Origin of the sequence: Micromonospora fiedleri, assembly GCF_016774385.1 — a bacterium.
Classification (GTDB): domain Bacteria; phylum Actinomycetota; class Actinomycetes; order Mycobacteriales; family Micromonosporaceae; genus Micromonospora; species Micromonospora gifhornensis.
On the sequence record NZ_JAETXL010000001.1, the window covers coordinates 391,435 to 418,289 of the forward strand.

Genomic DNA, 26,855 nt, shown 5'->3' on the forward strand with positions numbered 1-26,855 from the left:
ACACTGTGGTGCGGGGCAGTCAGCGGACGGTCACCCCGGCTCCGTAGTCTCGTCGCCGTGGACGACGAGCTGCCGGAGAGCCTGCGCGAGGTCGAGGACGAACTCGCCGCCCTGTTGCGGCGCGGTCGGGCCCTCTCGTGGGAGATCGCCAGCGAGGTGCACCCGAATCTGGAGCCGAACGCGTACGGACTGCTGCTCTGGCTGCGCCGCTCCGGCGCGATCCGGCTCACCGACCTGGCCGCCCGGCTCGGGGTCGGCAAGGGCACGCTCAGCCGACAGATCCACAGCCTGGAGACCCTCGGTCTGGTGAGACGGGATCCGGACCCGAGTGATCGGCGGGCCGCGCAACTCAGCCTCACCGAGGAGGGCCAGCGCCGGTTCGACGCCGCTCGGGCCCCCCGACTCGGACAGATCCGTCGGGCGTTGCAGAGTTGGCCGCAACAGGACGTCGAGGAGTTGGCCCGGCTGCTCCGCCGCTTCAACGACGCCTGGGGCTGACGCCGCCGCACCCGTTTGCGCAATCCGGGCGGCGGGCTTTAGCCGCGATTCGTACATAGGGCGCATTCAGCGACACTCTCCCGCCAGATAGCTGGAATAGACCTCCCGCCAGGCAAGTTGTTGCTTCAGGCAACCAAGTCCTACGGTTGCCTCCGGCAACAATTTCCACTCCGCTTGGAGGCTTCTCCATGACTCAGGCGAGCGCTCCCGCCCGAGCGATGCCCGTACAGATGAGTCACCGGCAGATCCTGGAGGCCCTCTCCGGTCTGCTGCTGGGCATGTTCGTCGCGATCCTGTCCGGCACGGTCGTCGCGAACGCGCTGCCGAGGATCATCACCGAGCTCAACGGCAGTCAGTCCGCGTACACCTGGGTGGTCACCTCGACGCTGCTGGCCACCACCGCGACCACCCCGCTGTGGGGCAAGCTCGCCGACCTGACCAGCAAGAAGGTGCTGGTCCAGCTCTCCCTCGCCATCTTCGTGCTCGGCTCGGTGCTGGCCGGGCTCTCACAGTCCACCGAGCAACTGATCGCCTGCCGGGTGGTCCAGGGCATCGGCGCCGGTGGTCTCACCGCGCTGGTTCAGGTGATCATCGCGACGATGATCGCGCCACGGGAACGAGGCCGCTACAGCGGCTACCTCGGCGCGGTGATGGCCGTCGGCACCATCGGCGGGCCGCTGATCGGTGGCGTGATCGTCGACACCTCCTGGCTCGGCTGGCGCTGGTGCTTCTACGTCGGCGTGCCGTTCGCGCTGGCCGCACTGGTCGTGCTCCAGCGGACCCTCGACCTGCCGGTCGTCCGCCGCAAGGTGAAGATCGACTGGTGGGGTGCCACCCTGATCACCGGTGCCGTGTCGCTGCTGCTGATCTGGGTGTCGCTCGCCGGCAACCAGTTCGACTGGGCCTCCTGGCAGACCGCGGTGATGGTGATCGGCGCGTTGCTGCTCGGTGCCGCCGCCGTACGGGTGGAGACCCGCACCAGTGAGCCGCTGATCCCGCCCCGGCTGTTCCGCAACCGCACCATCACCCTGTCGGTGGTGGCCAGCATCGCCGTCGGTGTGGGCATGTTCGGCGCCTCGGTCTTCCTCGGCCAGTACTTCCAGATCAGCCGTGGGGCCAGCCCCACCATGTCCGGCCTGATGACTCTGCCGATGATCCTCGGTCTGCTGGTCTCCTCCACCGTGGTCGGCCGCATCATCACCAACACCGGCCGCTGGAAGCGTTACCTGGTCGCCGGCTCGGCGCTGCTCACCGTCGGTTTCGCGTTGATGGGCACGCTGCGGGCAGACACCCCGTACTGGCAGGTCAGCATCTACATGGCGCTCATCGGCCTCGGCGTGGGCATGTCCATGCAGAACCTGGTGCTCGCCGTGCAGAACACCGTCGAGCCGCACGAACTCGGCGCTGCCAGCTCGGTGGTGGCGTTCTTCCGCAGCCTCGGCGGCGCGGTCGGCGTCAGCGCCCTGGGTGCCCTGCTCGGTCACAACGTCACCCGCTACCTCAGCGAGGGGTTGGCCGCGCTCGGCGTACCGAGTTCGGGCGCCGGCGGTGGCACGTTGCCCGACGTTCACGCGCTGCCCGCGCCGATCCGCGCCGTAGTGGAGTCCGCGTACGGGCACGGGGCCGGAGACATCTTCCTGGCCGCCGCACCGTTCGGGCTGATCGCCCTGATCGCTGTGCTGTTCATCAAGGAGGTGCCGCTGCTGCGGCACACCGGTGGCCCGCTCACCGACGAGGTGGAGCAGGAGTCGACGGTGGCCGCCGGTGGCGCGACGGCCGTGATCCGCACCGGCGTACGGGACTGACCCGACATGGACACCATGGATCGTCAGCAGTACGGCCCGCAGGCCCGCGCGGTGCCCTATGAGCGGGGCACCGACGGGCCTCGGGTGGTGCTGGTCGGAGTGGACGGCACCCGGACCTCGCTGCGCGCCGCGTCGTACGCCGCCGGTCTGGCTCGTCGACAGGGTGCCCGGCTGGTGGTGGTGTTCGTCAGCTCGCCGGCCGGCTTCGCCGCCATGATGTCCGGGGTGGTGGCGGAGGCGGTGCAGCAGACCCACGACGAGCTGACCGAGGATCTGCGCCAGGAGTGCCGCCGCAGCGCCGAGGAGCTGGACGTGCCGGTCACCTTCCTCTGCCGACGGGGCGACGCGTACGCCGAGCTGTGCGCCGCGGCCGACGAGACCCGGGCGGACCTGGTCGTGGTGGGCTCGTCCGAGCAGGCCGGGCACCGCCTGGTCGGCTCGGTCGCCACCCGCCTGGTCCGCACCGGACGCTGGCCCGTCGTCGTCGTACCGTGAAACCGCAACCACAAACTCGCTCGCACTTGTCACACCCGGACAGCACGATGACCGGCATGACGACGTGGACTGCACCGGCCATCGACCGCCGACACGAGCCCTACCGCGCCGACGAGCGCATCATGCTGGAGGGCTGGCTCAACTACCACCGGGACACATTGCTGCTCAAGTGCGCCGGGCTGACCGGCGAACAGCTGCGGACCGCAGCCGTGTCGTCGTCGACGCTCACCCTGCTCGGTCTGGTACGGCACATGACCGTCGTCGAACGGTGGTGGTTCCGGCAGTGTTTCGCCGGTGAGAGCCTGCCCGAGCTGTACGACTTCGACGCCGACCCGGACGCCGAGTTCAACACCGTGGACACCGCCGACCCCGAGGCCGACTTCGCGGCGTTCCGCGCCGAGATCGCGGCCGCCGACGCGGCCACCGCCGGCCACGACCTGGACGAGGTCTTCACCCTGCGCCGTGCTGAGAAGAGCCATGAGGTCAGCCTGCGCTGGGTCTACCTGCACATGATCGAGGAGTACGCCCGACACAACGGGCACGCCGACCTGATCCGCGAGGCGATCGACGGGGTGACCGGCGAGTGACCGGCCGCCGTCAGCAGGCCAGCGCGGCCCGCAGGTAACGCAGGTCCTCCGGCCCGTTCCAGCGGTACGCCGACAACCCGGCCACCCGGGCCCCGCTGATCGCCCGGTCCTCGTCGTCGACGAAGAGCACCCGGTCCGGCGGGGTCTCCAGCGCCACACAGGCGGCCTGGAAGTACTCCTTGGCCGGCTTGTGCACGCCGATGACCGAGGAGTTGACCACCACGTCGAGTTCGTCGGTGAGGTCCAGCGCGGCCAGGTCGGCGTCGAGCTGGTCGGTGGCGTTGGTGCCCAACCCGACCCGGATGCCGGCGGCCCGCACCTCGCGGATGAACGCCAACACCTGCGGGTCGACCTCACCGCGGTGGCGCTGCCACTGCTCCACGGCCGCCCGGGCCCGGTCCGGGTCGCCCACCGACGGGGTCAGCGCGTCGGCCACGCTCGACATCCAGTCGGCGTGGCTGACCCGGCCGGTGAGCACCGGCTGGAGCAGCCCCCAGGACGTGGCGATCTCCCCGAGCACGCCGGTGGAGAGGCCGTACTCCCGCTCCACCTCGGCGGCGACCGCCGGGTCCCAACGCCGCAGTACGCCGTCGAAGTCCACCAGGAGCGCTGTCGCGCGTTCCCGAACCACTAACCGTTCTCCTCGCCGCGGCTTCGCCGCTCGTCGTCCGTGTCGGCCCGGTTGAGCCGTTGACTGATGACCTGGGTCACCCCGCCCCGCATGGTCACGCCGTACAGCGCGTCGGCGATCTCCATGGTCCGTTTCTGGTGCGTGATGACGATGAGCTGACTCTTCTCCCGCAACTGGGCGAGCAGGGTGATCAGCCGACCCAGGTTCACGTCGTCGAGCGCCGCCTCGACCTCGTCCATGATGTAGAACGGGCTGGGCCGGGCGCGGAAGATGGCCACCAGCATCGCCACCGCGGTCAGCGACCGCTCGCCACCGGAGAGCAGCGACAGTCGCTTGATCTTCTTGCCGGGCGGGCGGGCCTCGACCTCGACGCCGGTGGTCAGCAGGTCGTCCGGGTCGGTGAGCACCAGCCGCCCCTCCCCACCGGGGAACAGCACGGTGAAGACCTGCTCGAACTCCCGGGCGGTGTCGGCGAAGGCGCTGGCGAAGACCTCCAGGATCCGATCGTCGACGTCCTTGACCACGGTGAGCAGGTCCCGCCGGGTCGCCTTGAGGTCCTCCAACTGCTCGGAGAGGAACTTGTAGCGCTCCTCCAGCGCGGCGAACTCCTCCAACGCCAGCGGGTTGACCTTGCCGAGCAGGGCCAGTTCGCGTTCGGCCTTGGCGGCCAGCTTCTCCTGCACCGGGCGCTCGTAGCGGACCGGTTCGGGCACCGGGAGGCCGTCGCGTTCGGCGGCGGCCACCTCGGCCTCGGTGGGCGGCACCGGCTGACTCGGGCCGTACTCGGCGATCAGGGTCTCCACGGTCAACCCGAAGTCCTCGGCGGCCTTGGCCTCCAACTGTTCGATGCGCAGCCGCTGCTCGGCCCGGGCCACCTCGTCGCGGTGCACCTGGCTGGTCAGCCGCTCCAGTTCCGCGCCGAATCGTTTCGCGGCGGCCCGCACCTCCTGAAGCTCCGCCTCGCGGGTGGCCCGTGCCCGGGCCACCGCGTCACGCTGCTCCTCCGCCTGCGCGATGCTGGTGGCCAGCCGGGTCAGCGCCTCCCGGGCACCACCGGCCACGGCCCGGGCGATGCCCGCGCCGCGCACCCGCGCCGCCCGCCGGGCCGCGGCCCGCTCCCGCGCGGCCCGCTCGGCGGCGGCCTGCCGGCGCAGCGAGTCGGCCCGCCCGGCGATGGAGGACACCCGCTCCTCGGCGGTACGCACCGCGAGCCGGACCTCCATCTCGTTCTGCCGGGCCTGCGGCACCATCGCGGCAAGCTGGTCACGTTCCTCGGTGGAGGGTTCCGCGTCGATCGGGGTGGCCTCGGCCAGGCGCAGCCGCTCCTCCAGCTCGGCCAGGGCGGTCAGGTCCCGTTCCCGTGCCGCCTCGGCGCGGGCCCGCGACTCGCCCAGCCGGTCGGTCTCCGCCTTGGCGGACCGGGCGGCGGCACCCAACTCGGCGAGTCGGCGGGCGGCGGCGTTGCGGTGGCTCTCCGCCTCCCGCTTCGCCGCGGCGGCATGCTGCACCCGCTCCTTCGCCTCGGCCACGGCGGCCCGCGCCTCGACCAGTTGTTCGCGCAGCTCCGCGCTGGTGCGCTCGGCGGTGAGCCGGTTGGCGCGGGCCTCCTCGACGGCTGCCTGCACCTCGATGTAGCTGGGCGCCTTCGCCGACCCACCGGCCGCCGCGTACGCCCCGACGACGTCCCCTTCCCGGGTGACCGCCCGCAGCTCGGGGTTGCCGGCGACCACCTCCGCCGCGGCAGCGAGGTCGTCGACAAGCACCACGTCCCGCAGTGCCCGGTGCACCGCCGGTCGGATCCGCGCGTCGCACTCGACCAGGTCGGGTGCCCAGTGCGCGCGGTCGGGCAGCTTGGGACGCAGCGCGTCGGCGGAGCCGGACATGCCCGGCCCGGCCGGGCTGCCCACCAGCAGTCCGGCCCGTCCGGCGTCGGAGATCTTGAGCAGTCGCATCGCCTCGACCGCCTCGTCCACCCCGCTGACCGCGACCGCGTCGGCCAGCCCGCCGAGCGCGGCGGCGAGCGCCGCCTCGTGGCCGGGGGCGACGGTGAGCAGGCCGGCGAGGCTGCCCAGCAGCCCCGGCACCTGGTCGGCGCGGGCCAGCAACGCTCCGGCGCCGTCCTTGCGGCGCAGGCCGAGGGCGAGCGCTTCCTCGCGGGCCTTCCAGGTGGCGGCGTCCTTCTCCGCCGCCCGCTCGGCGTCGGAGAGCGAACGGACCGTCGCCTGGGCCTGCTCCTGGACGCTGACCGCCTCGGCGTGCCGGGCGTCCAGGTCGGCGTTGTCGCGGTCGGCCTCGGTGGACTGCTCGGCGACGGCGTCCAGGTCGGCCTGGGCCCGCTCGGCCCGGGTCATCGCGTCGGCGTGCGCGGCGGCGAGCCGCTCGATCTCCTCACCGGCGCTGGTGGTCCGGGCGCGCGCCGAGTTCACCTGACCGGTCAGCCGGGCCAGCCCTTCGCGCCGGTCCGCGATCGCCTTCGCCGCGGCGACCAGTTCGCGTTCCGCCGCCGCGAGCTGCCGTTCCAGTTCCTGTCGGTGCTCCACCGCCTCGGCGAGGCGGATCTGGTCGTCGGTGAGCGCCGCCCGCAGCTCCTCCTCCTGCTCCCGGACCCGTTCGGCCTCGGCCTCCAACTGGTCCGGGTCGCGGCCCGGCCGCTCGTCGTCCGGGGTGGCGCTGAGGTGTCGCAGCCGTTCCAACGCGAGCTGCTCGATCGAGCGGAACCGCTCCTGCAACGCGGAGAGCTTGTACCAGGTGTCCTGGGCGGCGGCCAGCAGCGGCGCGTCGGCGGCCAGCGCCTCCTCCAGCTCGCTGAGGCGGGCCTGCACCTCGGTGTGCTCGGCCTCCACCTCCTCGCGCCGCTGCCGCAGCGCGGTCTCGTCGGCGACCTCCCGGTCCAGGGTGGTCCGCAGGGTGGCGAGATCGTCGGCGAGCAGCCGCAGGCGGGCGTCACGCAGACTGGCCTGGATCACCGCGGCGCGGCGGGCCACCTCGGCCTGCCGGCCGAGCGGCTTGAGTTGACGCCGCAGCTCGGCGGTGAGGTCGGTGAGCCGGTTCAGGTTGGTCTGCATCGCGTCGAGCTTGCGCAGCGCCTTTTCCTTGCGCTTGCGGTGCTTGAGGACGCCGGCCGCCTCCTCGATGAACGCGCGCCGGTCCTCCGGCTTGGCGTGCAGCATGCCGTCGAGCCGGCCCTGCCCGACGATGATGTGCATCTCCCGGCCGATGCCGGAGTCGGAGAGCAGTTCCTGGATGTCGAGCAGGCGGCAGGTGTCGCCGTTGATCTCGTACTCGCTCTCGCCGGAGCGGAACATCCGGCGGGTGATGGAGACCTCGGTGTATTCGATCGGCAGGGCGCCGTCGGTGTTGTCGATGGTCAGGGTCACCTCGGCCCGACCGAGCGGGGCGCGACCGGCGGTGCCGGCGAAGATCACGTCCTCCATCTTGCCGCCGCGCAGCGCCTTCGCGCCCTGCTCGCCGAGCACCCAGGCGATGGCGTCGACGACGTTGGACTTGCCGGAGCCGTTCGGGCCCACCACGCAGGTGATCCCCGGCTCCAGCTTCAGCGTCGTCGCGGAGGCGAAGGACTTGAAGCCCTTCACCGTCAGGCTCTTGAGATGCACCTTCTCGATCCTCGTCCGGTGGCCGCCGTACCGTCGCCCGGCTGCGCGGACCCTGGTAAACCCGCAGAGTAACCCGGCCCAGGGTGGGCTGCGCGACGCGACCCACCTGCCGGCACGCCGCAAGCGTTCCTTTTCACAGGTGTCAGACGGTTTCGCCTCGGCGTCGGAGGGCCTGGTCGATCATCAGGCCACAAAGTCGATCAATGGTGCACAGAATTGCGCGCCGGCACTTGGTGTCGGCGCGCTTTTTGTGCGGTGGTGCTATTCGGTTGTGGCGGCCAGGTGGATCAGGTCAGCGCGGGCTCGGCAAGACGGAGCAGATCATCCGCCTCTGCCGCAGCCGCCGCGAGCCGATCGTTCTCGGCACGCAGCCGCGTGATCTCGAACTCCAGTGACTGAACCCTGGCACGCAGTCGGGTGACCTCGTCGAGCAGGCGCCGGTCGGGCGCTGCACCTACGTGGCCGAAGAGGGCCTTCGCCATGTTGACTCCTTGAATTGCGCTGCCGGAGAGGCCGGCCAACGCGCGCCCTTGTATACGCGACTACCATTCCCACGAATTCTGGGCACGGCCGGGCGCGACTGGCGACATCTCTATATTGAGCCGACAGCCCCTGTTTCGTCAAGTTCACGCAGGCCGTAGATCATTTCGACGTCTACCCGGCCCGTCACGGGAGGCTGCCACACGGCGCGGACACACTCTGTCCGGACACCCCAACTCTACGCACCGAATCGCCGGAATACCTCACCCGGATGTACAGGGTCCTCTTAACTCTTCCTTAGCCACATTGCTGCTGCTCAGACCGACCACGTAGCGTCACCCCGGCCCCTAACCGACCCGTGGAGGCGACAGGCGTGCACGGCTGGAACGACCCGCTCGACCCGGATGCCACCCGGCGACCAGCGCCACCGACCGACGACGACCCGGCCTGGCTGACCGACCGCCCGGCACCGCGCTCGTCGTACCTGTTCGGTGACGAACCGGAGAGTTCGTCCGACCGGTGGTACCACGACCAGCCCACCGAGCAGTGGCACCGCCCACACCGACCCGCCGAGGCGGGCTATCCGGCACCGGCCCACCCCCACTGGGCCGACCAGAACAGTGCCGACCAGAACAGTGCCGACCAGGGCGGTGTCGGCCAGCACCACCGGGACACCGCCTGGCCGTCCGAGGGCCACCACGGCGCGCCGAGCCACGGCCGGCACGACGGCGATTGGCGCGCCGACGAGCCGACCACGCAGGTCAGCCGCTGGTCCGACCAGCACGACGGGCAGCAGCCCGCGCGGCACGCCGCCCCCGACCCGCACCACGACAACCAGGGGTACGACAACCAGGGGTACGCCGACAGCCAGCTTCCCTACGCCGCCCAGGACCCCTACCTCGTCCAGCCTTACGGTGAGCAGCCCTACGGTGAGCAGTCCTACCGTGACCAGCATTACGGTGCGCAACTGCCCTACTCGGATCAGCAGCCCTACGCCGGTCAGCAGCAGTACGGGCGGGGTGACGAGAGGCAGTGGCACGGGGAGAGGTCCTACGGCGTACCGGAGGATCGGGCCTCCGCCCGGACCGAGACGGTGGCCGACGCGCCCGAGACCGACGCCCGGCCGTCCCGTCGTCGCCTGTCGCGCCCCCTGGTGCTGGGCGGTGCCGCGGCGGCGGCCACCCTCGCGGTGAGCATCGGCGTCGCGGCCCTCGCGCTGCCCGGCAACGACGCGCCGACCAGCACCACCGCCGGTGAGCGTCCGGTGGCCACCGGACCCGCGCTGCTGGAGAGCGAGGAGCCGGTGGACGTCCTCGACCCGCTCGACTCCCCGAGCCCCAGCCCGAGCCCGAGCGTCTCGCCCAGCGCCGCCACGCCCTCGCCGTCGCCCAGTCTCGCGGCGAAGCCGAAGCCCACCCCCGCGCGCAGCAGCACCGCACCTTCCCGGCAGAGCGCCGAGCGTCGGGGCAGCCCGAGTCGTGGTGCCACGGTCACCGCCTCGCCGTCCAACGGGGCCGGCGGGTCGCAGGCCGCCCAGGTGGTCGACCTGGTCAACGCGGAACGGGCGAAGGCCGGCTGCGGCGCGTTGACCGTCGACGAGAAGCTGACCACCGCGGCCCAGCGGCACAGCCAGGACCAGGCCGACAACCGGAACATGTCGCACACCGGCAGCGACGGCAGCGACCCCGGAGAGCGGATCGACCGGGTCGGGTACGCCTGGCGCACGTACGGCGAGAACGTCGCCTGGAACCAGCAGTCGCCCGCCGCCGTGATGGACGCCTGGATGAACAGCCCCGGGCACCGGGCGAACATCCTGAACTGCGCCTTCACCGAGATCGGCGTCGGCGTGGCGAGCAGCAACGGACCGTACTGGACGCAGGTCTTCGCCGCGCCACGCTGAGTGCGGCGGGCGCGGCACCGGAACTCGTCGCGTTCCGGTGCCGCGCCACGTCCAGCCGCGAGTCCTTGTCGGGTCTGCACTCGTTTGAGTGGGTGAGGTACGCCGACGGCGTACCGGCTCGGGCGGCGTCCCGCCGCCGGCGCAACCTGCGGAGCTGGCGATGCGGATCGGGCTGGGCGGGGCACAGGTACGACGGGCGATGCGCGCCGGCCTGGCGTGCACCGTGCTCGTGTCGCTGGCCGCCTGCCGGCCGGATCTCACCCCGCCCGGCGCATCGACCAGTTGGCCGTCCGCCTCGGCCCGGCTGTGGCGATGGCAGTGGCAACTCGACGGGGTGCTCGACGTGACGGTCGAGGCGGACGTGTTCGTCCTCGACCCGGTCAGCACCACCGCGGCGCAGACCGCCGACCTGCGGGCCCGACACCGTCGACTGGTCTGCCAGGTGCACGTCGGCACGGTCCATCCGGACGATCCGGACGCGACCCGGTACCCGTCACAGGTCCGCGGCGCGACGGTCACCCGCACCGGCCGCATCTGGCTGGACGTACGCCGATGGGACGCCCTGCGGCCGGTGCTGGCCGACCGGTTCCGGCTCTGCCGCGGCAAGGGCTTCGGCGCGGTACTGCTCGCCGACGGCGACGGCTACGCCCACTCCCCCGGCTTCCGGCTGGATTTCGACGACCAGTTGCAGTTCAACCGTCGGGTCGCGGCGTTGGCCCGTTCGCTGGATCTGTCTCCCGGGCTGCGGGGCAACCTCGGGCAGGTCGCCGCGCTGGCGCCGGACTTCGACTTCGCGGTCGACGAGGAGTGCGTACGGCTCAAGCGGTGCGACAAGCTGCTGCCGTTCGTCGACGCCGGCAAGCCGGTGTTCCACGTCGAGTACACCGGCGGGCTCACCGACTTCTGTGTCACGAGCGTCGGCTACGGGTTCGCCTCCATCCGCAAACACCGCAGCCTGGACGCCTGGCGGCTGCCCTGCCCCGTACCGTGATCGCCGTCAGCCGCGCAGGGTGGCGCGGGGGCGGGGCTGGCAGCGCGGGCAGCTGTACGACGACCGGTTCATGAAGGCCTCCCGGCGGATCGGCGCGCCGCAGCGCCGGCAGGGCTGCCCCTCGCGGCCGTAGACGTTCAGCGACCGGTCGAAGTAACCGCTCTCCCCGTTGACGTTGACGTACAGCGCGTCGAAGCTGGTGCCGCCCGCCGTGATCGCCTCGGTCAGCACGTCGCGTACGTGGCCGAGCAACCGCCGTACGGCGGGGCCGGTCAACGCGTCGGTCGGCCGGGTGCCGTGCAGTCCGGCCCGCCAGAGCGCCTCGTCGGCGTAGATGTTGCCCACCCCGGAGATCAACGTCTGGTCGAGCAACGCACGCTTGACCTCGGTCCGGCGGCGGCGCATCGCGGTGACGAAGTCCGCGTCGGAGAACTGCGGATCCAGCGGGTCCCGGGCGATGTGGGCGATCTCCGCGGGCAGCGTCGCGCCGCCCTCGCTGACCGAGAGCCCACCGAACGTGCGTTGGTCGACGAAGCGCAGTTCGGGACCGTCGTCGGTGAACCGGAAGCGGACCCGCAGGTGCGGCTCGTCCGGGGCGGCGGCCGGTTGCAGCAACAGCTGCCCGGACATGCCGAGATGCCCGATCACCGCGTCACCGCTGTCCAGCGGCAGCCAGAGGTATTTGCCGCGCCGGCACACGTCGAGCACGGTCCGGTCGGCCAGCACGTCGGCGAAGTGGGCGCCGCCGGCCACGTGCCGACGCACCGCACGCGGGTGGCGTACCTCGACGGACTCGATGCGTCGGCCGGTGACCCAGCGCGCCAACCCCTGCCGGACGGTCTCCACCTCGGGCAACTCAGGCACGGGGCGCCTGCACCTGCGGCTGACCGGCGTCCACGACGGCCCGCCCGTCGTCGGCCGCGACCTCCGCCGGCTCGACGGTCACCGCGGCGACGGACGGCTCGTCGACCGTCTCCGGCTCGGCCCGGTCGGCTTCGGCCTGCGCGTTCAGGGTCCGCCAGGCCGACTCCGCAGCCCGCTGCTCGGCCTCCTTCTTGCTGCGCCCGTCGGCGCCGCCGTACCGGTTACCGGCGACCACCACCCAGGCGGTGAAGGTCTTCAGATGGTCCGGTCCGGCACCCTCGATCCGGTACTCCGGCACACCGAGACCCAGCGCCGCGGTCAACTCCTGAAGGCTGGTCTTCCAGTCCAGGGCGGCGCCCCGGCCGGCCGACTCGGCCATCAACGGGTCGAACAGCCGGTGGATGACCTCGGCGGCGGTGTCCAGCCCGTACTGGAGGTAGATCGCGCCGAGCAGCGCCTCCAGGGTGTCGGCGAGGATGCTCGCCTTGTCCCGACCGCCGGTGGTTTCCTCACCCTTGCCCAGCAGCAGGTAGGGGCCGAGGCCGTCCGGGCCCAGCCCGCGCGCCACGTCGGCCAGGGCGCGCATGTTGACCACGCTGGCCCGCAGCTTGGCCAGTTGCCCCTCGGGCAGGTCCGGGTGGTTGTGGAAGAGCGCGGTGGTGATAACCACGCCGAGCACCGAGTCGCCGAGGAACTCCAGCCGCTCGTTGGTCGGCAGGCCGCCGTTCTCGTACGCGTACGAGCGGTGGGTCAGGGCCCGCTCCAGCAGCTCCGGGTCCATTGACACGCCGAAGGCTGCCTCGAGGTGGCCGATGGAGGGCCGCCGTCGCTTGTCGATGCTCATGATGTGCGTACCTCAGTGTCGGTCGTGCGATCGGTGCGGTCGGTGGCAAGCAGCGCGGCGACCCGCTCGGTGGCAGCTCGCCGCCAGAGGTGGGCAGCCAGCGCGATGCCGGAAGCGATGTCGGCCGGGCGAGCGGCGCCGTGACAGACCACCACGGTGCCCGCCACCCCGAGCAGCGCGGCTGCCCGCGGCGCGCCCCCGTCCGGCGGCGGTCCGCCCGCCATGGCGTACGCGCCCTCGATCGCCTTGAGCAGCACGTTACCGGTGAACCCGTCGGTGACCACCACATCGGCGCGCGTGCCGAGGCAGACGTCGTACCCCTCGACCAGGCCCACGTACCGAGCGTCACCGGGCAGTTCCGTAGCGCGCAACATCGGGTCGGCGAGGCGGCGGGGCCGGTCACCTTTGCCCGGTTCGGTGCCCACGGAGAGCAGCCCCACCCGGGGGGCGTCAAGGCCGTGGGCGATGGCGGCGTACGCGGCGCCGAGCACGGCGTGCCGGGCCAGGGTCGCCGGACTCGGCTCCATCGAGCCGCCGACGTCGAGCAGGACGACCGGTCCGGAGACACCGGGCAGGGTGGCGGCCAGGGCCGGCCGCCGGATCTGCGGCCAGCGGCCGAGGCCGAGGGCGGCAGCGGTCACGGTGGCGCCGGTGGACCCGGCGGAGACCAGCGCGTCGGCCTGGCCGGCGCGGATCGCGGCGACGGCCGCCCGGACCGTGTTCTCGGCGCGGGCCGCGGTGAGATCGTCGGCCGTTTCGACGGCGGTACGCGCAGGTCGCAGCGTCAACCGGGCCCGTTGGGCCGGGTCGAGGGCGTCGACCAGCGCACCGGCGGCCTTGGTCGGGCCGACGAGCAGGAGGTGCAGATCAGGGTCGGCGCGCACCGCCCGTAGAGCGCCGTCCACCACCACGTCGGGAGCGTCGTCCCCGCCGAGGAGGTCAACGGCGATCCGTGCGGTTCCCGGCTCCGTGACGACGCCGGCCGGGGAGAGCCGGCCGGCGTCGGCGGGAGCAGCAGGCGATCGCCGGGGTATGCGCGTCGCCCGACCTGTGGTCGGAGACGTCACGCGGCGTCCGGGTCAGACCTCGAGGACCTGGCGGCCGTTGTAGGTGCCGCAGACGGAGCAGGCGGCGTGCGGCAGCTTGGGGGACTTGCACTGCGGGCAGGCCACGGTCGCGACCGCCGCGGCCTTCCAGTTCGCCCGGCGGGACCGGGTGTTGCTGCGCGACATCTTGCGCTTGGGGACGGCCACGGTTCTTACTCCTCTGTACGGGTCAGTTGCGACAGGCCCGCCCAACGCGGGTCGACCTGCTGGTGGCTGTGATCCGCCGGCAGATCGTCCCAGTGCACCCCACACTCGGAGCACAGTCCCGGGCAGTCCTGGCGGCAGAGCGGGTTGGTCGGCAGTGCGAGCACCACCGCGTCCCGCAGCGCCGGTTCCAGGTCGATCAGGTCACCCTGCAATCGACCGACTTCGTCCTCTTCGGTGGTGGCGTCCGTGGTGCTGTTCTCGTACGCGTACAGCTCCTGGATCGTCACCGTCACCGAGTCGTCGATCTCGCGTAGGCAGCGACCGCACTCGCCCCGGATCGGACCGCTGACGGTCCCCGAGACGAGCACGCCCTCGGACACCGACTCCATCCGCAGATCGAGGTCGAGGTCCGCGCCCTCCGGCACGCCGATCAACTCCACGCCGAGGTCCGACGGTGCCTGAACCACCCGTTCGACGGTACGCAACGCACCAGGTCGGCGCGGCAGCTCCCTCGTGTCGAGGACCAGCGGCGACCTGGGGTCGAGTGGAGAAGGCGAGTGTTTGGGCATAGTCAGACTCCGGCCGGTGAGAGGCCGACAAACGAGGTTACCTGGACGGGCACTCGAACGTCGAACCGGGGGCGGCCCCACCGCTGGCGGCGGGGCGGATGCGGGTGGCAGGCCAGCCGCCGGTTTCCGGACGGCCGCCGGGCTCCGGTCGACTGCCGGTTCCCGGACGGTCACCGGTTTCCGGATGGTCGCCGGCGCTGGTCGGTGGCGGGAGGATCGCGGCACCGATGCGGTCGCGCCGCTCAGAACGGTAGCGGCCGCTCCGTCTCCTCGCCACCGAAGGTGCCGATCTCCCGTAGCGCGTGCATCTTGTCCCGCCCGCGCTCGATGGAGGCCAGTGCCCGGGTGAGGAACTGCTCGAAGTTGGCCAGCGCGGTGTCGACGTAGTCGTCGACCTCCTCGCGGAGGCGCTGCGCCTCGGCCCGGGCCTCGGCGATGATCCGGGCGCCCTCGTGCTCGGCGGAGACGGTGATCTCGTTCACCGAGACCAGGCGGGCGTGCTCCGCCTCACCCTCACTGATGATCCGGTCGGCCTCCCGCTTACCGGCCTCCATGATCTTGTCGCGCTCCTCGAGGAGCGCCGCGGCCCGGCGCAGATCTGCCGGCAGCTCGGCGCGCAACTCGTCGAGAGCACCGATCATCTCGCCCCGATCGACCATGCAGTTGTTGCGCGACATCGGGACGGAGCGCGCCTGCTCCACCATGGCAATCAGTTCCTCGATGCGGTCGAGCGGGTCCACCGGCACCTCACTCCTGTCGTTGGTCAGACCGACCTACATCATGCGGGCTGAAGCCAGTCTCCCGCCTCACCCAATGATGTCGTCCCCCACCCCACCCAACCGCCACCCCCTCCCCCGGCGAGTCGCCGCCCCTTCGCCCCCGCGATCTTGCACTTTCTGTCCCCACAAAAGCCGCACACGAGGCATATCCCCGACCAGAAGTGCAAGATCGACGAGGAAAGAGGGTGGAGAGGCGAGGGAGGAAGGGAGGCTAGGCCGGGGGTGGGGGGGTTAGGCGGGTTTTGAGGGCTTCGCGGACTATGTCGGGGACGTGGGGGGTTACGTCGCCGCCCCATTTGGCCACGTCCTTGACGAGGCTGGAGGAGAGGAAGGAGTAGAGGGGGTTGGTGGGCATGAACAGGGTTTCGACGCCGGCCAGGCCGATGTTCATCTGCGCCATCTGCAACTCGTAGTCGAAGTCGCTGACCGCCCGGATGCCCTTGATCAGCACACTTGCCTGCTGGGCTCGGCAGAAGTCCACCAGCAGCCCGCGGAAGGACTCCACCCGGACGTTGTCATAGGAGGCGGTCACCTCGCGGAGCATGGCTATCCGCTCCTCGACGGTGAACAGTCCGGTCTTCGACTGGTTGATCAGTACGCCGACGATCACCTCGTCGAACAGCCGGCTGGCCCGGCCGACGATGTCGAGGTGACCGTTGGTGACCGGATCGAACGAGCCGGGGCACACCGCACGTCTCATGATCGGCGACCGTACCAAAGTGTGGTCTCGCCGTAACGACGACTGCGCTGGCCAGTGATCCCTTCCACCCAGTCGACCGGCCCGCTGCGGGTGGATCGTTCCACCACCACCATGGCGTCCGGAGCCAACCAGCCACCGTCGACCAAGGCGGTGAGCATGGCACGCACCCCGTCGTCCGACAACGAGTACGGCGGGTCGGCGAAGACGACGTCGTACGGCTCGCCGTCCGGGCCGGCCGCCAGCACGGTGCTGACCTTCCCGGTGACCAGCCGAGCATCGGGTGCCGCCCGCAGGATGGCGATGTTCTCCCGGATCACCCGGGCCGCCCGGGCGTCGGATTCGACGAGCAGCACGTGCCCGGCCCCCCGGGACAGCGCTTCGAGGCCGACCGCGCCCGAGCCCGCGTACAGGTCGGCGAAGCGCGCCCCGACCAGGTCGAACTCCGCCTGCACGGAACTGAACAGTGCTTCGCGTACGCGATCGGCGGTGGGTCGGGTGCCGGAACCCGGCGGTACGGCGATGCGCCGACCACCGAGACTGCCCGCCACGATCCGGGTCATCGCCCCCTCCCGACCGTGCCGTGGGGGCCGACCCCACACCCGCGCACGCCGTCGAGCCTGCTTCTGCTCATGGCGCCGACGCTACGCGACCTCCGAGTGACCCCCGCAACGAACCACACCGCCTGAAGTCGCCCAGATCGATCCCATCCGATGCAGGCCGCCTCAGGCGCATCACTCTACGTAGAGCAACTATTTCATGTTCATCACATCATCCTTAGTGCTCGCTGAGGGCTGTCTCGATATCGACGATCTCGCTAGGGTCTGCCCGATAACCGGCTCATCGATGCCGGATCACCGCACGGGAGGCACCCTCTCCGGCGCGGCACAGCTCCGCCGACGCCGTCCGTTCCTCCCGCGCCGCCCCTGACGCTTCTTCACCCCGGGAGTACGCGTGTTCCGACCCAAGCTGTCGCTACGGCGACCGCTGGCTGTCCTGGCAGCCGCCATCATCGGCTCGACCGGCGCAGCGGTGGTGGCGGCCACTCCGGCCAGCGCCCACCACACCACGATCACCGGCACCGTCGACTGTGACCGGCTCACCGGCGAGCGGGTGATCACGTGGACGGTGGTCAACAGCGAGCGCGGCAAGACCGCCACCATCACGGGTGTCACGGCCGACCCGGCGACCCCGGTCCTGCTCGTGGCCGAGGGCACCGATGCCACCGCCGAGCTCAAGGGCACCCCGATTCCGAAGGCCGGCCAGGTCCAGGGGGTCCAGCGGGTCCCCGGCGAGACCCAGCGCGCCACGCTGACCGTGGAGGCCGCCTGGTTCCAGAAGGGCGACTCGCAGCGCAAGAAGCCTCCGACGTCGAAGGACCACAAGACCATCGAGCTCGGCGCCGACGGCGCGTGTGCGCCGGCACCGAAGTGCGTCGACGCCAGCGACGCCAGGTACAGCCACACCTTCGACGGTCCGAAGGGCACCGCGACCGTCAAGCTGGCGGGTGACCTGCCGCTGTGCGGCGAGGAGAAGCAGTACTTCACCCTGGTGTCGTACTTCGCGCCGCGCCCGCAGTTCGCCACCCCGCAGTACGTCTACGGCACGCCGGACAGCGACTTCCTCGGCGGCACCCAGACCGAGATCGAGCTGAAGGTCGACGTCCCGGACTGCCACACCCAGGTCGACCTGATCTGGGGCGGGGTCGACGAGGTCATCGACCCGCTGGTGGAGAACGGCCCCCGGTACGGCTCCAAGAAGCTCGGCGACCGGGGTGCTCCCGGCAACCGCTCGACCGGCCCGCAGGGCTGGTACAACGGCGGTGACAAGAACTGCACCACTCCGGCGGCCACCTTCGCCTCCGCCTGCGACGGCACCGTCACCGTCTCGCTGAGCAACGACGGCTCGATCTCCAAGTACCCGGTCGAGTTCGAGGTCCGGGGCGAGAACGGCTGGTCTGAGAAGGTCACCGTCGAGCCGGGCAAGGCCAACAACGAGACCGTGGTGCCGGCCGAGCACGCCGGCGCGATCGAGGTGCTGGTCGACGGCAAGGTGATCGACAACGGCACCTACAAGTGGGAGCGCCCGGAGGACTGCCCGCTGCCGACGATCACCGCCGACGCCACCTGTGAGACCTTCGCGCTGACCGCGTCGAACCCGGAAGGCGCCCAACCGGTCAAGGTGGACTTCACCTACGGCGACAAGACCGAGAGCCGTACGGTCAAGCCGGGCTCGTCGGAGTCCGTCACCTTCCCGGCCGGCGACGACGAGGCGGCGCTTGTCGCCCTGCCGGAGCTGGACCTGGAGCTCGAGGTCGTCTACGCCCCCGAGGGCTGCGGCGGAGGCGGAGGCGGCGAGGAGCCGCCCGGCCTGCCGGTGACCGGTGTCGCGGCCGGTGGCATCGCCGCAGGCGCCATCGTCCTGCTGGCGGTGGGCGCGGTGCTGTTCGTCATGGCGCGGCGGCGGCGGATCCACTTCACCGCCTGAGCCACCCCTGAGGGTGCCCTCGCCGCACTGAGGACACCCCGCAACACCTGACCCGAAGGCGCGTCGACCACCCGGTCGACGCGCCTTCGGCGTTGCCTCCCCGGAGCGGCATCACTCGATCCGGGATCGAGCGCGATCGCGCGACACCGAAGCCACTCAATCCCGGAACGAGCGCGATCACCCAACGCCCAAACCACCCAATCCCAGATCGAGCGCGATCACCCGACGCCCAAGCCACTCGATCTCGGATCGGGCGCGATCATGGTGAGCGCGGCGGGTGACGAGAGCGCGAGGTGGGTCAGCCCTTTTCGAGGTATTCGGCGCGGTCGGCGTCGACCAGGGCCGCGACCGAGGCGGCCAGCGCCGGCTGGCGGGACAGGTCCGGGTCCTCCTCGACCAGCGTGATCGCCTCCGCCCGCGCGTCGCGGATCAGGTCGGCGTCCCGCAGCAACGACAGCAGCCGCAGGTGGGAACGCCGGCCGGACTGGGCGGCACCCAGCACGTCGCCTTCGCGCCGCTGCTCCAGATCCAGCTCGGCGAGCTTGAAGCCGTCCGTGGTGGAGGCGACGGCGTCCAACCGCTCCCGGGCGCTGGTGCCCTCGGTCGCCTCGGTGACCAGCAGGCAGAGCCCGGGTGCGCTGCCCCGGCCCACCCGGCCGCGCAGCTGGTGCAGTTGGGAGACGCCGAACCGGTCGGCGTCCAGCACCACCATCATGGTCGCGTTGGGTACGTCCACACCGACCTCGACCACCGTGGTGGCCACCAGGACGTCCAGCTCGCCGCCGGCGAAGGAGCGCATCACCGCGTCCTTCTCGTCGGCGGGCAGCCGGCCGTGCAGCACGCCGATACGCAGCCCGTGCAGGGGCCCGTCGGCCAACAGCGGCGCGACCTCGGTCACCGCCAGGGGTGGGCGTCGACCGGTGTCGTCGACCGCCGGTGGTTCCTCCTCGGCGCCGGCGGTGGAGTCACCGATGCGCGGGCAGACCACGTACGCCTGATGGCCGTTGGCGACCTCCTCGCGCAACCGACGCCAGGCCCGGTCCAGGAAGGCCGGTTTCTCGGCGGCCGGCACCACGTGCGAGGCGATCGGTGACCGGCCTCGGGGCAGCTGCGAGAGGGTGGATATCTCCAGGTCGCCGTAGACCGTCATGGCGACTGTCCGGGGGATCGGCGTGGCGGTCATGACCAGCACGTGCGGGGGCTGTTCCGCCTTGGCCCGCAACGCGTCGCGCTGCTCCACCCCGAACCGGTGCTGCTCGTCGACCACCACCAGACCGAGGTCGGCGAAGTCGACGCCCTCGTACAGCAGGGCGTGGGTGCCCAGCACGATGCCGGCGGCACCGCTGGCGACCTCGGCCAGCGCCCGCCGTCGGGCTGCCGCGCCGAGTGAGCCGGTGACCAGCTCGACCCGGGTGGCGTGCTCGGCGGCGCCCAGCTCACCGGCCTGGGCGAGCGGGCCGAGCAGGTCGAGCATGCCCCGGTAGTGCTGGGCGGCGAGCACCTCGGTCGGGGCGAGCAGCGCGGCCTGCCCGCCCGCGTCGACCACCTGGAGCATGGCGCGCAGCGCCACCACGGTCTTGCCGGAGCCGACCTCGCCCTGCAACAGCCGATGCATCGGATGGCCGCGGGCCAGGTCGGCGGCGATCTCCGCACCCACGTCGCGCTGACCACCGGTCAGCTCGTACGGCAGCCGCGCGTCGAAGGCGTCGAGCAGGCCACCCGGGCGCGCCGGCCGGGCCCGTGCGGGTGAGGCGGCGGCCTGCTGCTTACGCCGGACCAGGGTCAGCTGCACGGCGAACGCCTCGTCCCACTTCAACCGTCGACGGGCCCGGTACAGCTCCTCGCGGCTGGACGGCCGGTGGATCTCCCGCAACGCTCCGCCCAGCCCGACCAGGTTCCGGCTGGCCCGTACGCCCGCCGGCAGCGGGTCCTCCGGCGGTGCCACGGTGTCCAGCACCACCCGGACACAGCGGGCGATCACCCAGGTCGGTACGGCCGCGGCAGCGGGGTAGACCGGGATGAGTGCCCCGGCGAACTCCTCGATCTGTTCGGTGGCCGCCGCCTCGCCGTCGGTCTGGTCGCCGAGCAGGACGTACTCCGGCCCGTTGAGCTGCCGTTTGCCCCGGAAGTCGGTGACCTTGCCGGCGAACAGTCCCCACCGGCCGGGCCGCAGTTCCCGCTCGCGCCACGCCTGGTTGCCGAAGAAGGTGAGGGTGAGGGTGCCACCGGAGCCGTCACCGACGGTGACTTCCAGCAGGTTGCCCCGGCGCTGCCGCATCGGGCGTACGGCGGTGCGCTGCACCTGGGCCAGCACGGTGACCTGCTCGCCGACGTCGAGCGCCCGGATGTCGGTGTGCTCGCCGCGCTCGTCGTAGCGGCGCGGAAAGTGGTAGATCAGGTCACCGGCGGTGTGCAGGTCGAGGTGACCGGCGAGGGCCTTGGCGGTCTTCTCGCCGACCAGCTTCTTCAGCGGCGTGTCCAGCGTCGACGCCTCTGCGGTCATTCGACACCCACCAGCAACGGATAGCGCGGCTGCCCACCCGGATACGTCTGCACCTCGACGAACGGCCACCGTCGGGTGATGTGCGTGCACACCGCGTCGGTCAGCCCGTCCGGCGCGTCCGCGCCGACGAGCAGGGTGACCATTTCACCGCCGCCACCCAGCATCCCGTCGACCAGAGCGACGCAGGTGTCGATCAGATCGGTGCCGATCAGGTGCACCTCCCCCTCGACCAGGGCGAGCACGTCGCCCGTGCGGCAAGGGCCGGCGACCGTGAGCGCGTCCCGCCCGGCGTGACAGACCTCGGCGTACCGGCAGGCCCCGGCGGCCTCGGCCATCGCGATCACGTCGTCCTCGAAGTGGCGACGTGGATCGCGTACGGCGAGGGCGGCCAACGCCTGCACCGGTGACCGGGTGGGCACCACGCTGACCTTGACGCCCGCCCGGTGCGCCTCCTCGGCGACCTGGTTCGCCACCGCCTGCGCGTCCGGGTCGTTGGGCAGCACCACCACCTGGGCCGCCCCGGTGCCGAGCACCGCCTCCAGCAGTTCTCCCGTCGAGGGGTTGCCGGGCACCACGACCGCGCCCTCCCCGGCGAGCAGCTCGGCGATCCCGGCACCGGCGGCGACCACCACGGCGGCCCGGCCGTCGGACACCGGTGCGGGTGCGGACGGGCGCTGGTCGGCGAAGCGGGTCACCGAGATCTGGTACGGGCGGCCGGCCACCACACCCGCCTCGATCGCCGCCCCGACGTCGTTGACGTGCACGTGCACCTGCCAGGTGCCCTCGTCGCCGACCACCACCAGGGAGTCACCGAGCGCGTCCAGCGTGTCGCGCATCCGGCCCACCGCCTCGGGCTCGGCGTCGAGCAGGAACTGCACCTCGTAGGCGTACTCCGGGGAACCGGTCTCCCGGGCGGCGGTGGCCGGCGGCGGCACGTTGCGGGCGGCGGTGGGCGCCGGCGCGGGTCGCTCCGGGCTCTCCCCGGTGATCACCTCGACCAGGGCGTCCAGCAGCAGGCACAGCCCCCGCCCACCGGCGTCGACCACGCCGGCGCGGGCCAGCGCCGGCAACTGCTCGGGCGTACGGGCCAGCGCCTGCGCCGCGGCTCCGGCCGCCTCGCGGGCGACGACCGGCAACTGCTCGCTGTCGGCCTGTTCGGCCGCGCCGGCGGCGGCGGAGACCACGGTCAGCACGGTGCCCTCCACCGGGCGGGCCACCGCCGCGTAGGCCGCGCTGGTCGCGGCACGCAGCGCGGCGGCCAGCTCCGGGCCCCCGACCGTCGGGGTGGTGGCCAGCGCGTCGGCGAAGCCGCGCAGGATCTGCGACAGGATGACGCCGGAGTTGCCCCGGGCACCGAGCAACGCCCCCCGGGCCATCAGCCGCAGCGCGTGCCCGTGCGGGGTGGTGGCGCCGTCGGCGACGGTGTCGAGGTCCATCGCCAGCGCCTGCTGCGCCGAGGTGAGCGTCAGCACCAGGTTGGTGCCGGTGTCGCCGTCGGGCACCGGATAGACGTTGAGATCGTCGATCTCCCCCTGGTGCCGCTGCAACGCGGCCAGCCCGCTGGCGCACCAGCGGCGCACGGCGGCGGCATCGAGGGTGTCCAGCACGCTGGGAAGCCTACTGGCGTACGCTGACAGTCGCTGCAAGGCCGGGCGTGTCCGGCGGGGCCGGGCATCGTCCGTTTTCTCGCCCCTGCCTGGCGGCGGTGACCGTCGCAGCGGGGCGTGACCGCTGATGCCGAGCCCGGTTGGGCGGGGGCTTCCACCATCGGGTAACCTGGCCAGGTTGCCCGGGCTGCGCCTGGCGGCGACCTCATGAACGTTTCAATCCCAGGAGTATCCCGTGGCTAGCGTGTGCGACGTCTGTGGCAAGGGACCGGGCTTCGGCCACAACGTGTCCCACTCGCACCGGCGGACCAACCGCCGCTGGAACCCGAACATCCAGTCGGTGCGTACCCCGGCCGGTGGCGGCACGACCAAGAAGCTCAAGGTCTGCACGTCCTGCATCAAGGCGGGCAAGGTCACCCGCGCCTGACGCGGTAGCACCCACGATCTGTGATGCCGGCGGGCCCTCGATGGCCCGCCGGCATCGTCGTGTCCGCATGTCCGCCGCCCGCCGGAGCGGCTGTTGACAGGGGGCCCTTCCTCTACCGCAGGCGTTAAGAAGGTGCCCTTCCTTTCACCTCAGAGGGTGCGGCCGAAGGAGAGGCAGCCGGGCTCGTCGGCGTAGTAGCCGAAGTTGGGGATGCGCTCGTAGCCGGCCGAGGTGTACATCGCGATCGCCTCGGGCTGCCGGTCGCCGCACTCCAGGATGAGCCGCTTGCGGCCCTGCTCGCGGGCGGAACGTTCGATGGCCGCGAGCACCGTACGGGCCACGCCGCGGCCACGGGCCTGCGGCGCGGTGTACATCCGCTTCAACTCGGCGGTCTCGCCGTCCGTGCCGTGGCTGCGCCAGCCACCGCAGCCGACCGGCTGCCCGTCGAGGTGGGCGACAAGGAAGGCGCCATGCGGTGGGGTGAACTCACGCGCGTCGACAGGCGTCTCGTCGCCGTCACCGCCGTACCGGGCGCCCAGGTCGGCAAGCGCGGAGGTGATCAGCCGCAGTGCCACCGGAGAGTCGAACGGCACCACGTGGATCTCGATTTCCTGCACCAGTGAAGCGTACGACCGCAGCGGCCCGTCACCACCGCCGACCTGGGCCGACAGCCTGCGGCAGTGACCGAGCACTCACTCAGCCCACGCACTCAGCGGAAATGGTCCCAGCCGGTCGGGCCGTCGAACGGCGCGCCGTCCACCGTCACGCCCCGGCCCTCGGCGACCCGACCCACCTCGCGCCACCCGTCAGGCAGCACCGTCTGAGACGGAAAGGTCGCGACCAGCGCATGGTCGTCACCACCGGCCAGCAGCCAGGCGTACGGGTCGACGCCGAGCGCCTGTGCCGCGTCGCGCATCTGCGGTGGCACCTCGAAGGCGTCCCGGCTCAGGTCGACGGCGACCCCGCTGGCCTTCGCCACGTGTCCCAGGTCGGCGAGCAACCCGTCCGAGACATCGATCATGGCGGTGGCGCCGAGCCGGGCGGCCGCCGGACCGGCCGCGTAGGGCACCTCCGGCCGCCGGTACGCCTCGACCAGCAGCCGGGGCGTCCGGAAGCCGCGGGAGAGCACGGTGAACCCGGCCGCCGCGTAACCGGTACGCCCGGCCAGGGCCACCAGGTCGCCCGGTCGGGCACCGGCCCGGGTGACCGGCGACCGGCCGGCCAGGTCGCCCAGCGCGGTGACCGCGATGGTCAAGGTGGGGCTGGCCGACATGTCGCCGCCGACCACGCTGGCGCCCACGCCTGCCGCTTCCGCGCCGAGCCCGTCGGCGAGCTGCTCGACCCAGCCGGTCTCCACGTCGGCCGGCAGGCAGAGCGCCACCAGCAGGGCCGTCGGCTCGGCGCCCATGGCGGCCACGTCGGCGAGGTTCGCCGCCGCCGCCCGGCGGCCGATGTCGTGCGCCCCGGCCCAGTCCCGGCGGAAGTGCCGCCCGTCCACCAGGACGTCGGTCGAGGCGACCACCCGGGCGTCCGGCGCGGCGACCACCGCCGCGTCGTCGCCGGGGCCGAGCAGCACCGTCGATCCGTACGACAACCGGGCGGTGACCCGGTCGATCAGGCCGAACTCCCCGACCTCCGCGACGCCCACACCGCCGCTGTCGCCCCGCTCGCTCACCGCTTCTCCTTGACCACCGATAGGGATCACACCTGGTCCGTAAGGTACTTTCTCCCTTCAGGCCGTCTGGCAGGCGGCGACGGAGGGAGGTCGAGTCGTGGTACAGGCGTACATCCTCATCCAGACAGAGGTCGGCCGGGCGCGTGACGTGGCCGGTCTCATCGCGGATCTCCCCGGCGTGGTCCGGGTCGACGCGGTGACCGGGCCGTACGACGTGGTCGTGCTCACCGAGGCGAACACCGTCGACGAGCTCGGCAAACTCATCGTCAGCAACGTGCAGATGGTGCCCGGCATCACCCGCACCCTCACGTGTTCGGTGGTGCGGTTGTAAGTGTCCAGGATTTCCGAATCCCCCGGCGAGACCCGGCGCGCCAAGGACGCCGCACCGGCAGCCGACCGGACCAGCCGCACCGCCGCGCTGGTCGCCACGGCCGTGGCGCTGCCGGTGGCTCTCCTGGTAGGCACCCTGGCCTTCGTCAACCTCGCCCCGGACAACTCGACCGCCACCCCGGCGCCCTCACCGAGCGCGGCCCGGCCGCAGTCCACCGCGCCGGTCGAGATGGCCGCCCCGGCGCTGGCCGAGCGGCCGGCGACCGTCTGCCGCGCCCTGCTGTCGCAGCTGCCCGCCTCGATCCGTGACCTGCCGCAGCGGCCGGTCAGCGCCGGGCCGGAGCAGAACGCCGCGTACGGCGATCCGGCCCTGACGGTGGCCTGCGGCGGAACCGAGCCCGAGGTGGCGCCCACCGACCACATCTACCTGGTCAACGCGGTGTGCTGGCACGGGGTGGAGGAAGCGGACGCCACTGTGCTGACCACGCTCGACCGGGAGACCGCGGTGACCGTACGGGTGCCGCACTTCTACGGTGAGGCGTTGCAGTGGGCCGCCCCGATCGCCACCACGGTCGTCGCCTCGGTCCCCTCGGCGGGCCCGGTCCCGTCCGGCTGCACCTCCTGACCCGGCCGCCCGCGGTCGGCGTCGGCCGCGCCTGGCCGGTCAGTAGTGGCCGGTGCCCCGGGTCAGTGCGGTACGGATGAGCCGGTCGACCAGCTTCGGGTACTCCAGCCCCGAGGCCGCCCACATCCGGGGGAACATCGACGTCGGGGTGAAGCCCGGCATCGTGTTGATCTCGTTGAGGTAGACGTCCAGTTCCGGGGTGACGAAGAAGTCGGCCCGGGCCAGTCCGGCGCAGTCCAGCGCGGTGAAGGCCCGTACGGCGTAGTCGCGCACCTGTCGGGCGACCCGCTCGGGCAGGTCGGCCGGGACGTCGTACTCGCAGGCCGACTCCGCGTCGATGTACTTGGCCTCGAAGTCGTAGAAGTCGTAGTCGCCGACCACCCGCACCTCGGCCAGCACGGACGCCTCGGGCGTGCCGCCGGCCTCGCCCTCCAGCACACCGCACTCGATCTCCCGGCCGATGATCGCGCCCTCGACCAGCACCTTGCTGTCGATCTCCCGGGCGACGGCGATCGCGGCCTCCAGGTCGGCCCAGTCGCTGACCTTGCTGACGCCGAACGACGATCCGGCCCGCGAGGGCTTGACGAAGACCGGCAGGCCGAGGCGCTGCTTGTCCTCCTCGCTCAACGTCATGCCACTACGCAGCACGGCGTACGGGCCGATCGGGATGCCCTCGGCGGCGCAGATCTTCTTGGTGAATTCCTTGTCCATGGCGGCGGCCGAGGCGAACACCTTCGCCCCCACGTACGGGATGCCGGCCATCTCCAGCATGCCCTGGATGGTGCCGTCCTCGCCGTAGGCGCCGTGCAGCACCGGGAAGACCACGTCCACATTGGCCAGTGCCCGGGGACCTTCGGTGGGGTCGAGCACCAGCAGGCCGCTGCCGGTCGGGTCGGCGCGCAGCACGATGTCGGCCCCCGACTCGGCGGTGATCTCCGGCAGCCGGCGTGAGTTGATCGCCAACTCGGTCGGGTCGCCGCTGGTCAGCACCCACTGACCCGCCCGGGTGATGCCGACCGGCACCACCTCGAACTCGTCGGGGTCGAGCGCGCCGAGCACGCTGCCGGCGCTCACACAGGAGATGCCATGTTCCGGGCTGCGGCCGCCGAAGACGATCGCCACGCGGGTCTTGCCTGGGGTGGTCACTGCGGTCACCTTTCCGGGACGCACTGCTGGCGCTCTCCCGGATGACCT

At 71.9% G+C, this 26,855-nt stretch carries 26 protein-coding genes; 10 read left to right on the forward strand and 16 right to left on the reverse strand.

Annotated features, from left to right (window positions below):
* The first annotated feature begins 57 nt into the window (after positions 1-57).
* The 4 genes from JMF97_RS01805 to JMF97_RS01820 all read left to right on the forward strand — a co-directional run bounded on the left by JMF97_RS01805 (position 58) and on the right by JMF97_RS01820 (position 3,385).
* Positions 58-498, forward strand: coding sequence for a MarR family winged helix-turn-helix transcriptional regulator (locus JMF97_RS01805; RefSeq protein ID WP_307816726.1), 441 nt, complete (start codon positions 58-60; stop codon positions 496-498).
* A 230-nt stretch (positions 499-728) separates the two neighbouring features.
* On the forward strand, positions 729-2,303 hold the full coding sequence (locus JMF97_RS01810; RefSeq protein WP_459541065.1) for an MDR family MFS transporter: 1,575 nt from the start codon (positions 729-731) through the stop codon (positions 2,301-2,303).
* Positions 2,304-2,309: 6 nt separating this feature from the next.
* Positions 2,310-2,798: a universal stress protein gene (locus tag JMF97_RS01815; RefSeq protein WP_203219920.1), complete on the forward strand. Its 489-nt coding sequence runs from the start codon at positions 2,310-2,312 to the stop codon at positions 2,796-2,798.
* A gap of 56 nt (positions 2,799-2,854) precedes the next feature.
* Positions 2,855-3,385: a DinB family protein gene (locus JMF97_RS01820; protein WP_203219921.1), complete on the forward strand. Its 531-nt coding sequence runs from the start codon at positions 2,855-2,857 to the stop codon at positions 3,383-3,385.
* 10 nt (positions 3,386-3,395) lie between these two features.
* On the opposite strand, the gene JMF97_RS01825 is transcribed toward JMF97_RS01820, so the two are convergent.
* The 3 genes from JMF97_RS01825 to JMF97_RS01835 all read right to left on the reverse strand — a co-directional run bounded on the left by JMF97_RS01825 (position 3,396) and on the right by JMF97_RS01835 (position 8,112).
* The gene (locus JMF97_RS01825) at positions 3,396-4,016 is read right to left on the reverse strand and encodes an HAD-IA family hydrolase (protein ID WP_203219922.1); all 621 of its coding nucleotides are present in this window, start codon (positions 4,014-4,016) and stop codon (positions 3,396-3,398) included.
* The gene (gene smc / locus JMF97_RS01830; protein ID WP_203219923.1) at positions 4,016-7,630 is read right to left on the reverse strand and encodes a chromosome segregation protein SMC; all 3,615 of its coding nucleotides are present in this window, start codon (positions 7,628-7,630) and stop codon (positions 4,016-4,018) included. The genes JMF97_RS01825 and smc overlap by 1 nt, the downstream gene beginning before the upstream one ends.
* Before the next feature lie 287 nt (positions 7,631-7,917).
* Positions 7,918-8,112 carry a hypothetical protein gene (locus JMF97_RS01835; protein ID WP_013732083.1) on the reverse strand — a complete coding sequence of 65 codons (195 nt, stop codon included), beginning with the start codon at positions 8,110-8,112 and terminating at the stop codon, positions 7,918-7,920.
* 371 nt (positions 8,113-8,483) lie between these two features.
* Between JMF97_RS01835 and JMF97_RS01840 the strand changes: the two genes are divergently transcribed.
* Together JMF97_RS01840 and JMF97_RS01845 are read left to right on the forward strand one after the other, a co-directional pair.
* Positions 8,484-10,010 carry a CAP domain-containing protein gene (locus JMF97_RS01840; RefSeq protein WP_307816728.1) on the forward strand — a complete coding sequence of 509 codons (1,527 nt, stop codon included), beginning with the start codon at positions 8,484-8,486 and terminating at the stop codon, positions 10,008-10,010.
* 88 nt (positions 10,011-10,098) lie between these two features.
* Complete coding sequence (locus JMF97_RS01845; RefSeq protein WP_307816729.1) at positions 10,099-11,001, forward strand: endo alpha-1,4 polygalactosaminidase; 903 nt, start codon at positions 10,099-10,101, stop codon at positions 10,999-11,001.
* A gap of 6 nt (positions 11,002-11,007) precedes the next feature.
* Here the strand turns inward: JMF97_RS01845 and mutM are convergent, their stop codons facing one another.
* The 8 genes from mutM to rsmD all read right to left on the reverse strand — a co-directional run bounded on the left by mutM (position 11,008) and on the right by rsmD (position 16,570).
* Positions 11,008-11,865, reverse strand: coding sequence for a bifunctional DNA-formamidopyrimidine glycosylase/DNA-(apurinic or apyrimidinic site) lyase (gene mutM, locus JMF97_RS01850; RefSeq protein WP_203219925.1), 858 nt, complete (start codon positions 11,863-11,865; stop codon positions 11,008-11,010).
* Positions 11,858-12,709 (reverse strand): ribonuclease III, encoded by an 852-nt coding sequence (rnc, locus tag JMF97_RS01855; RefSeq protein WP_203219926.1) that lies wholly within the window; start codon positions 12,707-12,709, stop codon positions 11,858-11,860. Before rnc ends, mutM begins: the two co-directional genes overlap by 8 nt.
* Positions 12,706-13,659, reverse strand: coding sequence for a phosphate acyltransferase PlsX (locus JMF97_RS01860; protein WP_203220289.1), 954 nt, complete (start codon positions 13,657-13,659; stop codon positions 12,706-12,708). The genes rnc and JMF97_RS01860 overlap by 4 nt, the downstream gene beginning before the upstream one ends.
* Before the next feature lie 129 nt (positions 13,660-13,788).
* Positions 13,789-13,962, reverse strand: coding sequence for a 50S ribosomal protein L32 (rpmF, locus tag JMF97_RS01865; RefSeq protein ID WP_013732077.1), 174 nt, complete (start codon positions 13,960-13,962; stop codon positions 13,789-13,791).
* Positions 13,963-13,967: 5 nt separating this feature from the next.
* A complete protein-coding gene (locus tag JMF97_RS01870) occupies positions 13,968-14,531 on the reverse strand; it encodes a YceD family protein (RefSeq protein WP_043719909.1) in 564 nt (187 codons plus the stop codon).
* A 242-nt stretch (positions 14,532-14,773) separates the two neighbouring features.
* Positions 14,774-15,271, reverse strand: a complete 498-nt coding sequence (locus JMF97_RS01875; RefSeq protein ID WP_043723302.1) for an SPFH domain-containing protein — start codon at positions 15,269-15,271, stop codon at positions 14,774-14,776.
* 250 nt (positions 15,272-15,521) lie between these two features.
* On the reverse strand, positions 15,522-16,010 hold the full coding sequence (gene coaD / locus JMF97_RS01880; protein WP_043719906.1) for a pantetheine-phosphate adenylyltransferase: 489 nt from the start codon (positions 16,008-16,010) through the stop codon (positions 15,522-15,524).
* Complete coding sequence (gene rsmD, locus JMF97_RS01885) at positions 16,007-16,570, reverse strand: 16S rRNA (guanine(966)-N(2))-methyltransferase RsmD (RefSeq protein ID WP_203219927.1); 564 nt, start codon at positions 16,568-16,570, stop codon at positions 16,007-16,009. Before rsmD ends, coaD begins: the two co-directional genes overlap by 4 nt.
* Before the next feature lie 391 nt (positions 16,571-16,961).
* Here rsmD and JMF97_RS01890 point away from each other — a divergent pair, with 391 nt between their 5' ends.
* The gene (locus tag JMF97_RS01890; protein ID WP_203219928.1) at positions 16,962-18,494 is read left to right on the forward strand and encodes a cell wall anchor protein; all 1,533 of its coding nucleotides are present in this window, start codon (positions 16,962-16,964) and stop codon (positions 18,492-18,494) included.
* Between the two features lie 298 nt (positions 18,495-18,792).
* Here the strand turns inward: JMF97_RS01890 and recG are convergent, their stop codons facing one another.
* Positions 18,793-20,997, reverse strand: a complete 2,205-nt coding sequence (gene recG, locus JMF97_RS01895; RefSeq protein ID WP_203219929.1) for an ATP-dependent DNA helicase RecG — start codon at positions 20,995-20,997, stop codon at positions 18,793-18,795.
* Positions 20,994-22,604 carry a DAK2 domain-containing protein gene (locus JMF97_RS01900; RefSeq protein ID WP_203219930.1) on the reverse strand — a complete coding sequence of 537 codons (1,611 nt, stop codon included), beginning with the start codon at positions 22,602-22,604 and terminating at the stop codon, positions 20,994-20,996. Before JMF97_RS01900 ends, recG begins: the two co-directional genes overlap by 4 nt.
* A gap of 235 nt (positions 22,605-22,839) precedes the next feature.
* On the opposite strand from JMF97_RS01900, the gene rpmB reads away from it, so the two are divergent.
* Positions 22,840-23,031, forward strand: coding sequence for a 50S ribosomal protein L28 (gene rpmB / locus JMF97_RS01905; RefSeq protein WP_007075181.1), 192 nt, complete (start codon positions 22,840-22,842; stop codon positions 23,029-23,031).
* Positions 23,032-23,180: 149 nt separating this feature from the next.
* Here rpmB and JMF97_RS01910 read toward each other — a convergent pair whose 3' ends face one another.
* Positions 23,181-23,648, reverse strand: coding sequence for a GNAT family N-acetyltransferase (locus JMF97_RS01910; RefSeq protein ID WP_203219931.1), 468 nt, complete (start codon positions 23,646-23,648; stop codon positions 23,181-23,183).
* A gap of 92 nt (positions 23,649-23,740) precedes the next feature.
* Complete coding sequence (locus JMF97_RS01915) at positions 23,741-24,706, reverse strand: thiamine-phosphate kinase (protein ID WP_203219932.1); 966 nt, start codon at positions 24,704-24,706, stop codon at positions 23,741-23,743.
* Between the two features lie 97 nt (positions 24,707-24,803).
* Between JMF97_RS01915 and JMF97_RS01920 the strand changes: the two genes are divergently transcribed.
* Together JMF97_RS01920 and JMF97_RS01925 are read left to right on the forward strand one after the other, a co-directional pair.
* Positions 24,804-25,037: an Lrp/AsnC ligand binding domain-containing protein gene (locus JMF97_RS01920; RefSeq protein ID WP_013732068.1), complete on the forward strand. Its 234-nt coding sequence runs from the start codon at positions 24,804-24,806 to the stop codon at positions 25,035-25,037.
* A 9-nt stretch (positions 25,038-25,046) separates the two neighbouring features.
* Positions 25,047-25,661: a DUF3515 family protein gene (locus tag JMF97_RS01925; RefSeq protein WP_307816757.1), complete on the forward strand. Its 615-nt coding sequence runs from the start codon at positions 25,047-25,049 to the stop codon at positions 25,659-25,661.
* Between the two features lie 39 nt (positions 25,662-25,700).
* Here the strand turns inward: JMF97_RS01925 and JMF97_RS01930 are convergent, their stop codons facing one another.
* The gene (locus JMF97_RS01930; protein WP_203219934.1) at positions 25,701-26,807 is read right to left on the reverse strand and encodes a D-alanine--D-alanine ligase family protein; all 1,107 of its coding nucleotides are present in this window, start codon (positions 26,805-26,807) and stop codon (positions 25,701-25,703) included.
* Positions 26,808-26,855: the final 48 nt, after the last annotated feature.

Bases quoted from the DNA above. Each gene is read 5' to 3' on its own strand.
- JMF97_RS01810 (WP_459541065.1), top strand. From the start codon at position 729: ATGAGTCACCGGCAGATCCTGGAGGCCCTCTCCGGTCTGCTGCTGGGC.
- JMF97_RS01815 (WP_203219920.1), top strand. From the start codon at position 2,310: ATGGACACCATGGATCGTCAGCAGTACGGCCCGCAGGCCCGCGCGGTG.
- JMF97_RS01820 (WP_203219921.1), top strand. From the start codon at position 2,855: ATGACGACGTGGACTGCACCGGCCATCGACCGCCGACACGAGCCCTAC.
- JMF97_RS01835 (WP_013732083.1), bottom strand. From the start codon at position 8,112: ATGGCGAAGGCCCTCTTCGGCCACGTAGGTGCAGCGCCCGACCGGCGC.
- rnc (WP_203219926.1), bottom strand. From the start codon at position 12,709: ATGAGCATCGACAAGCGACGGCGGCCCTCCATCGGCCACCTCGAGGCA.
- JMF97_RS01870 (WP_043719909.1), bottom strand. From the start codon at position 14,531: ATGCCCAAACACTCGCCTTCTCCACTCGACCCCAGGTCGCCGCTGGTC.
- coaD (WP_043719906.1), bottom strand. From the start codon at position 16,010: ATGAGACGTGCGGTGTGCCCCGGCTCGTTCGATCCGGTCACCAACGGT.
- rsmD (WP_203219927.1), bottom strand. From the start codon at position 16,570: ATGACCCGGATCGTGGCGGGCAGTCTCGGTGGTCGGCGCATCGCCGTA.
- recG (WP_203219929.1), bottom strand. From the start codon at position 20,997: ATGACCGCAGAGGCGTCGACGCTGGACACGCCGCTGAAGAAGCTGGTC.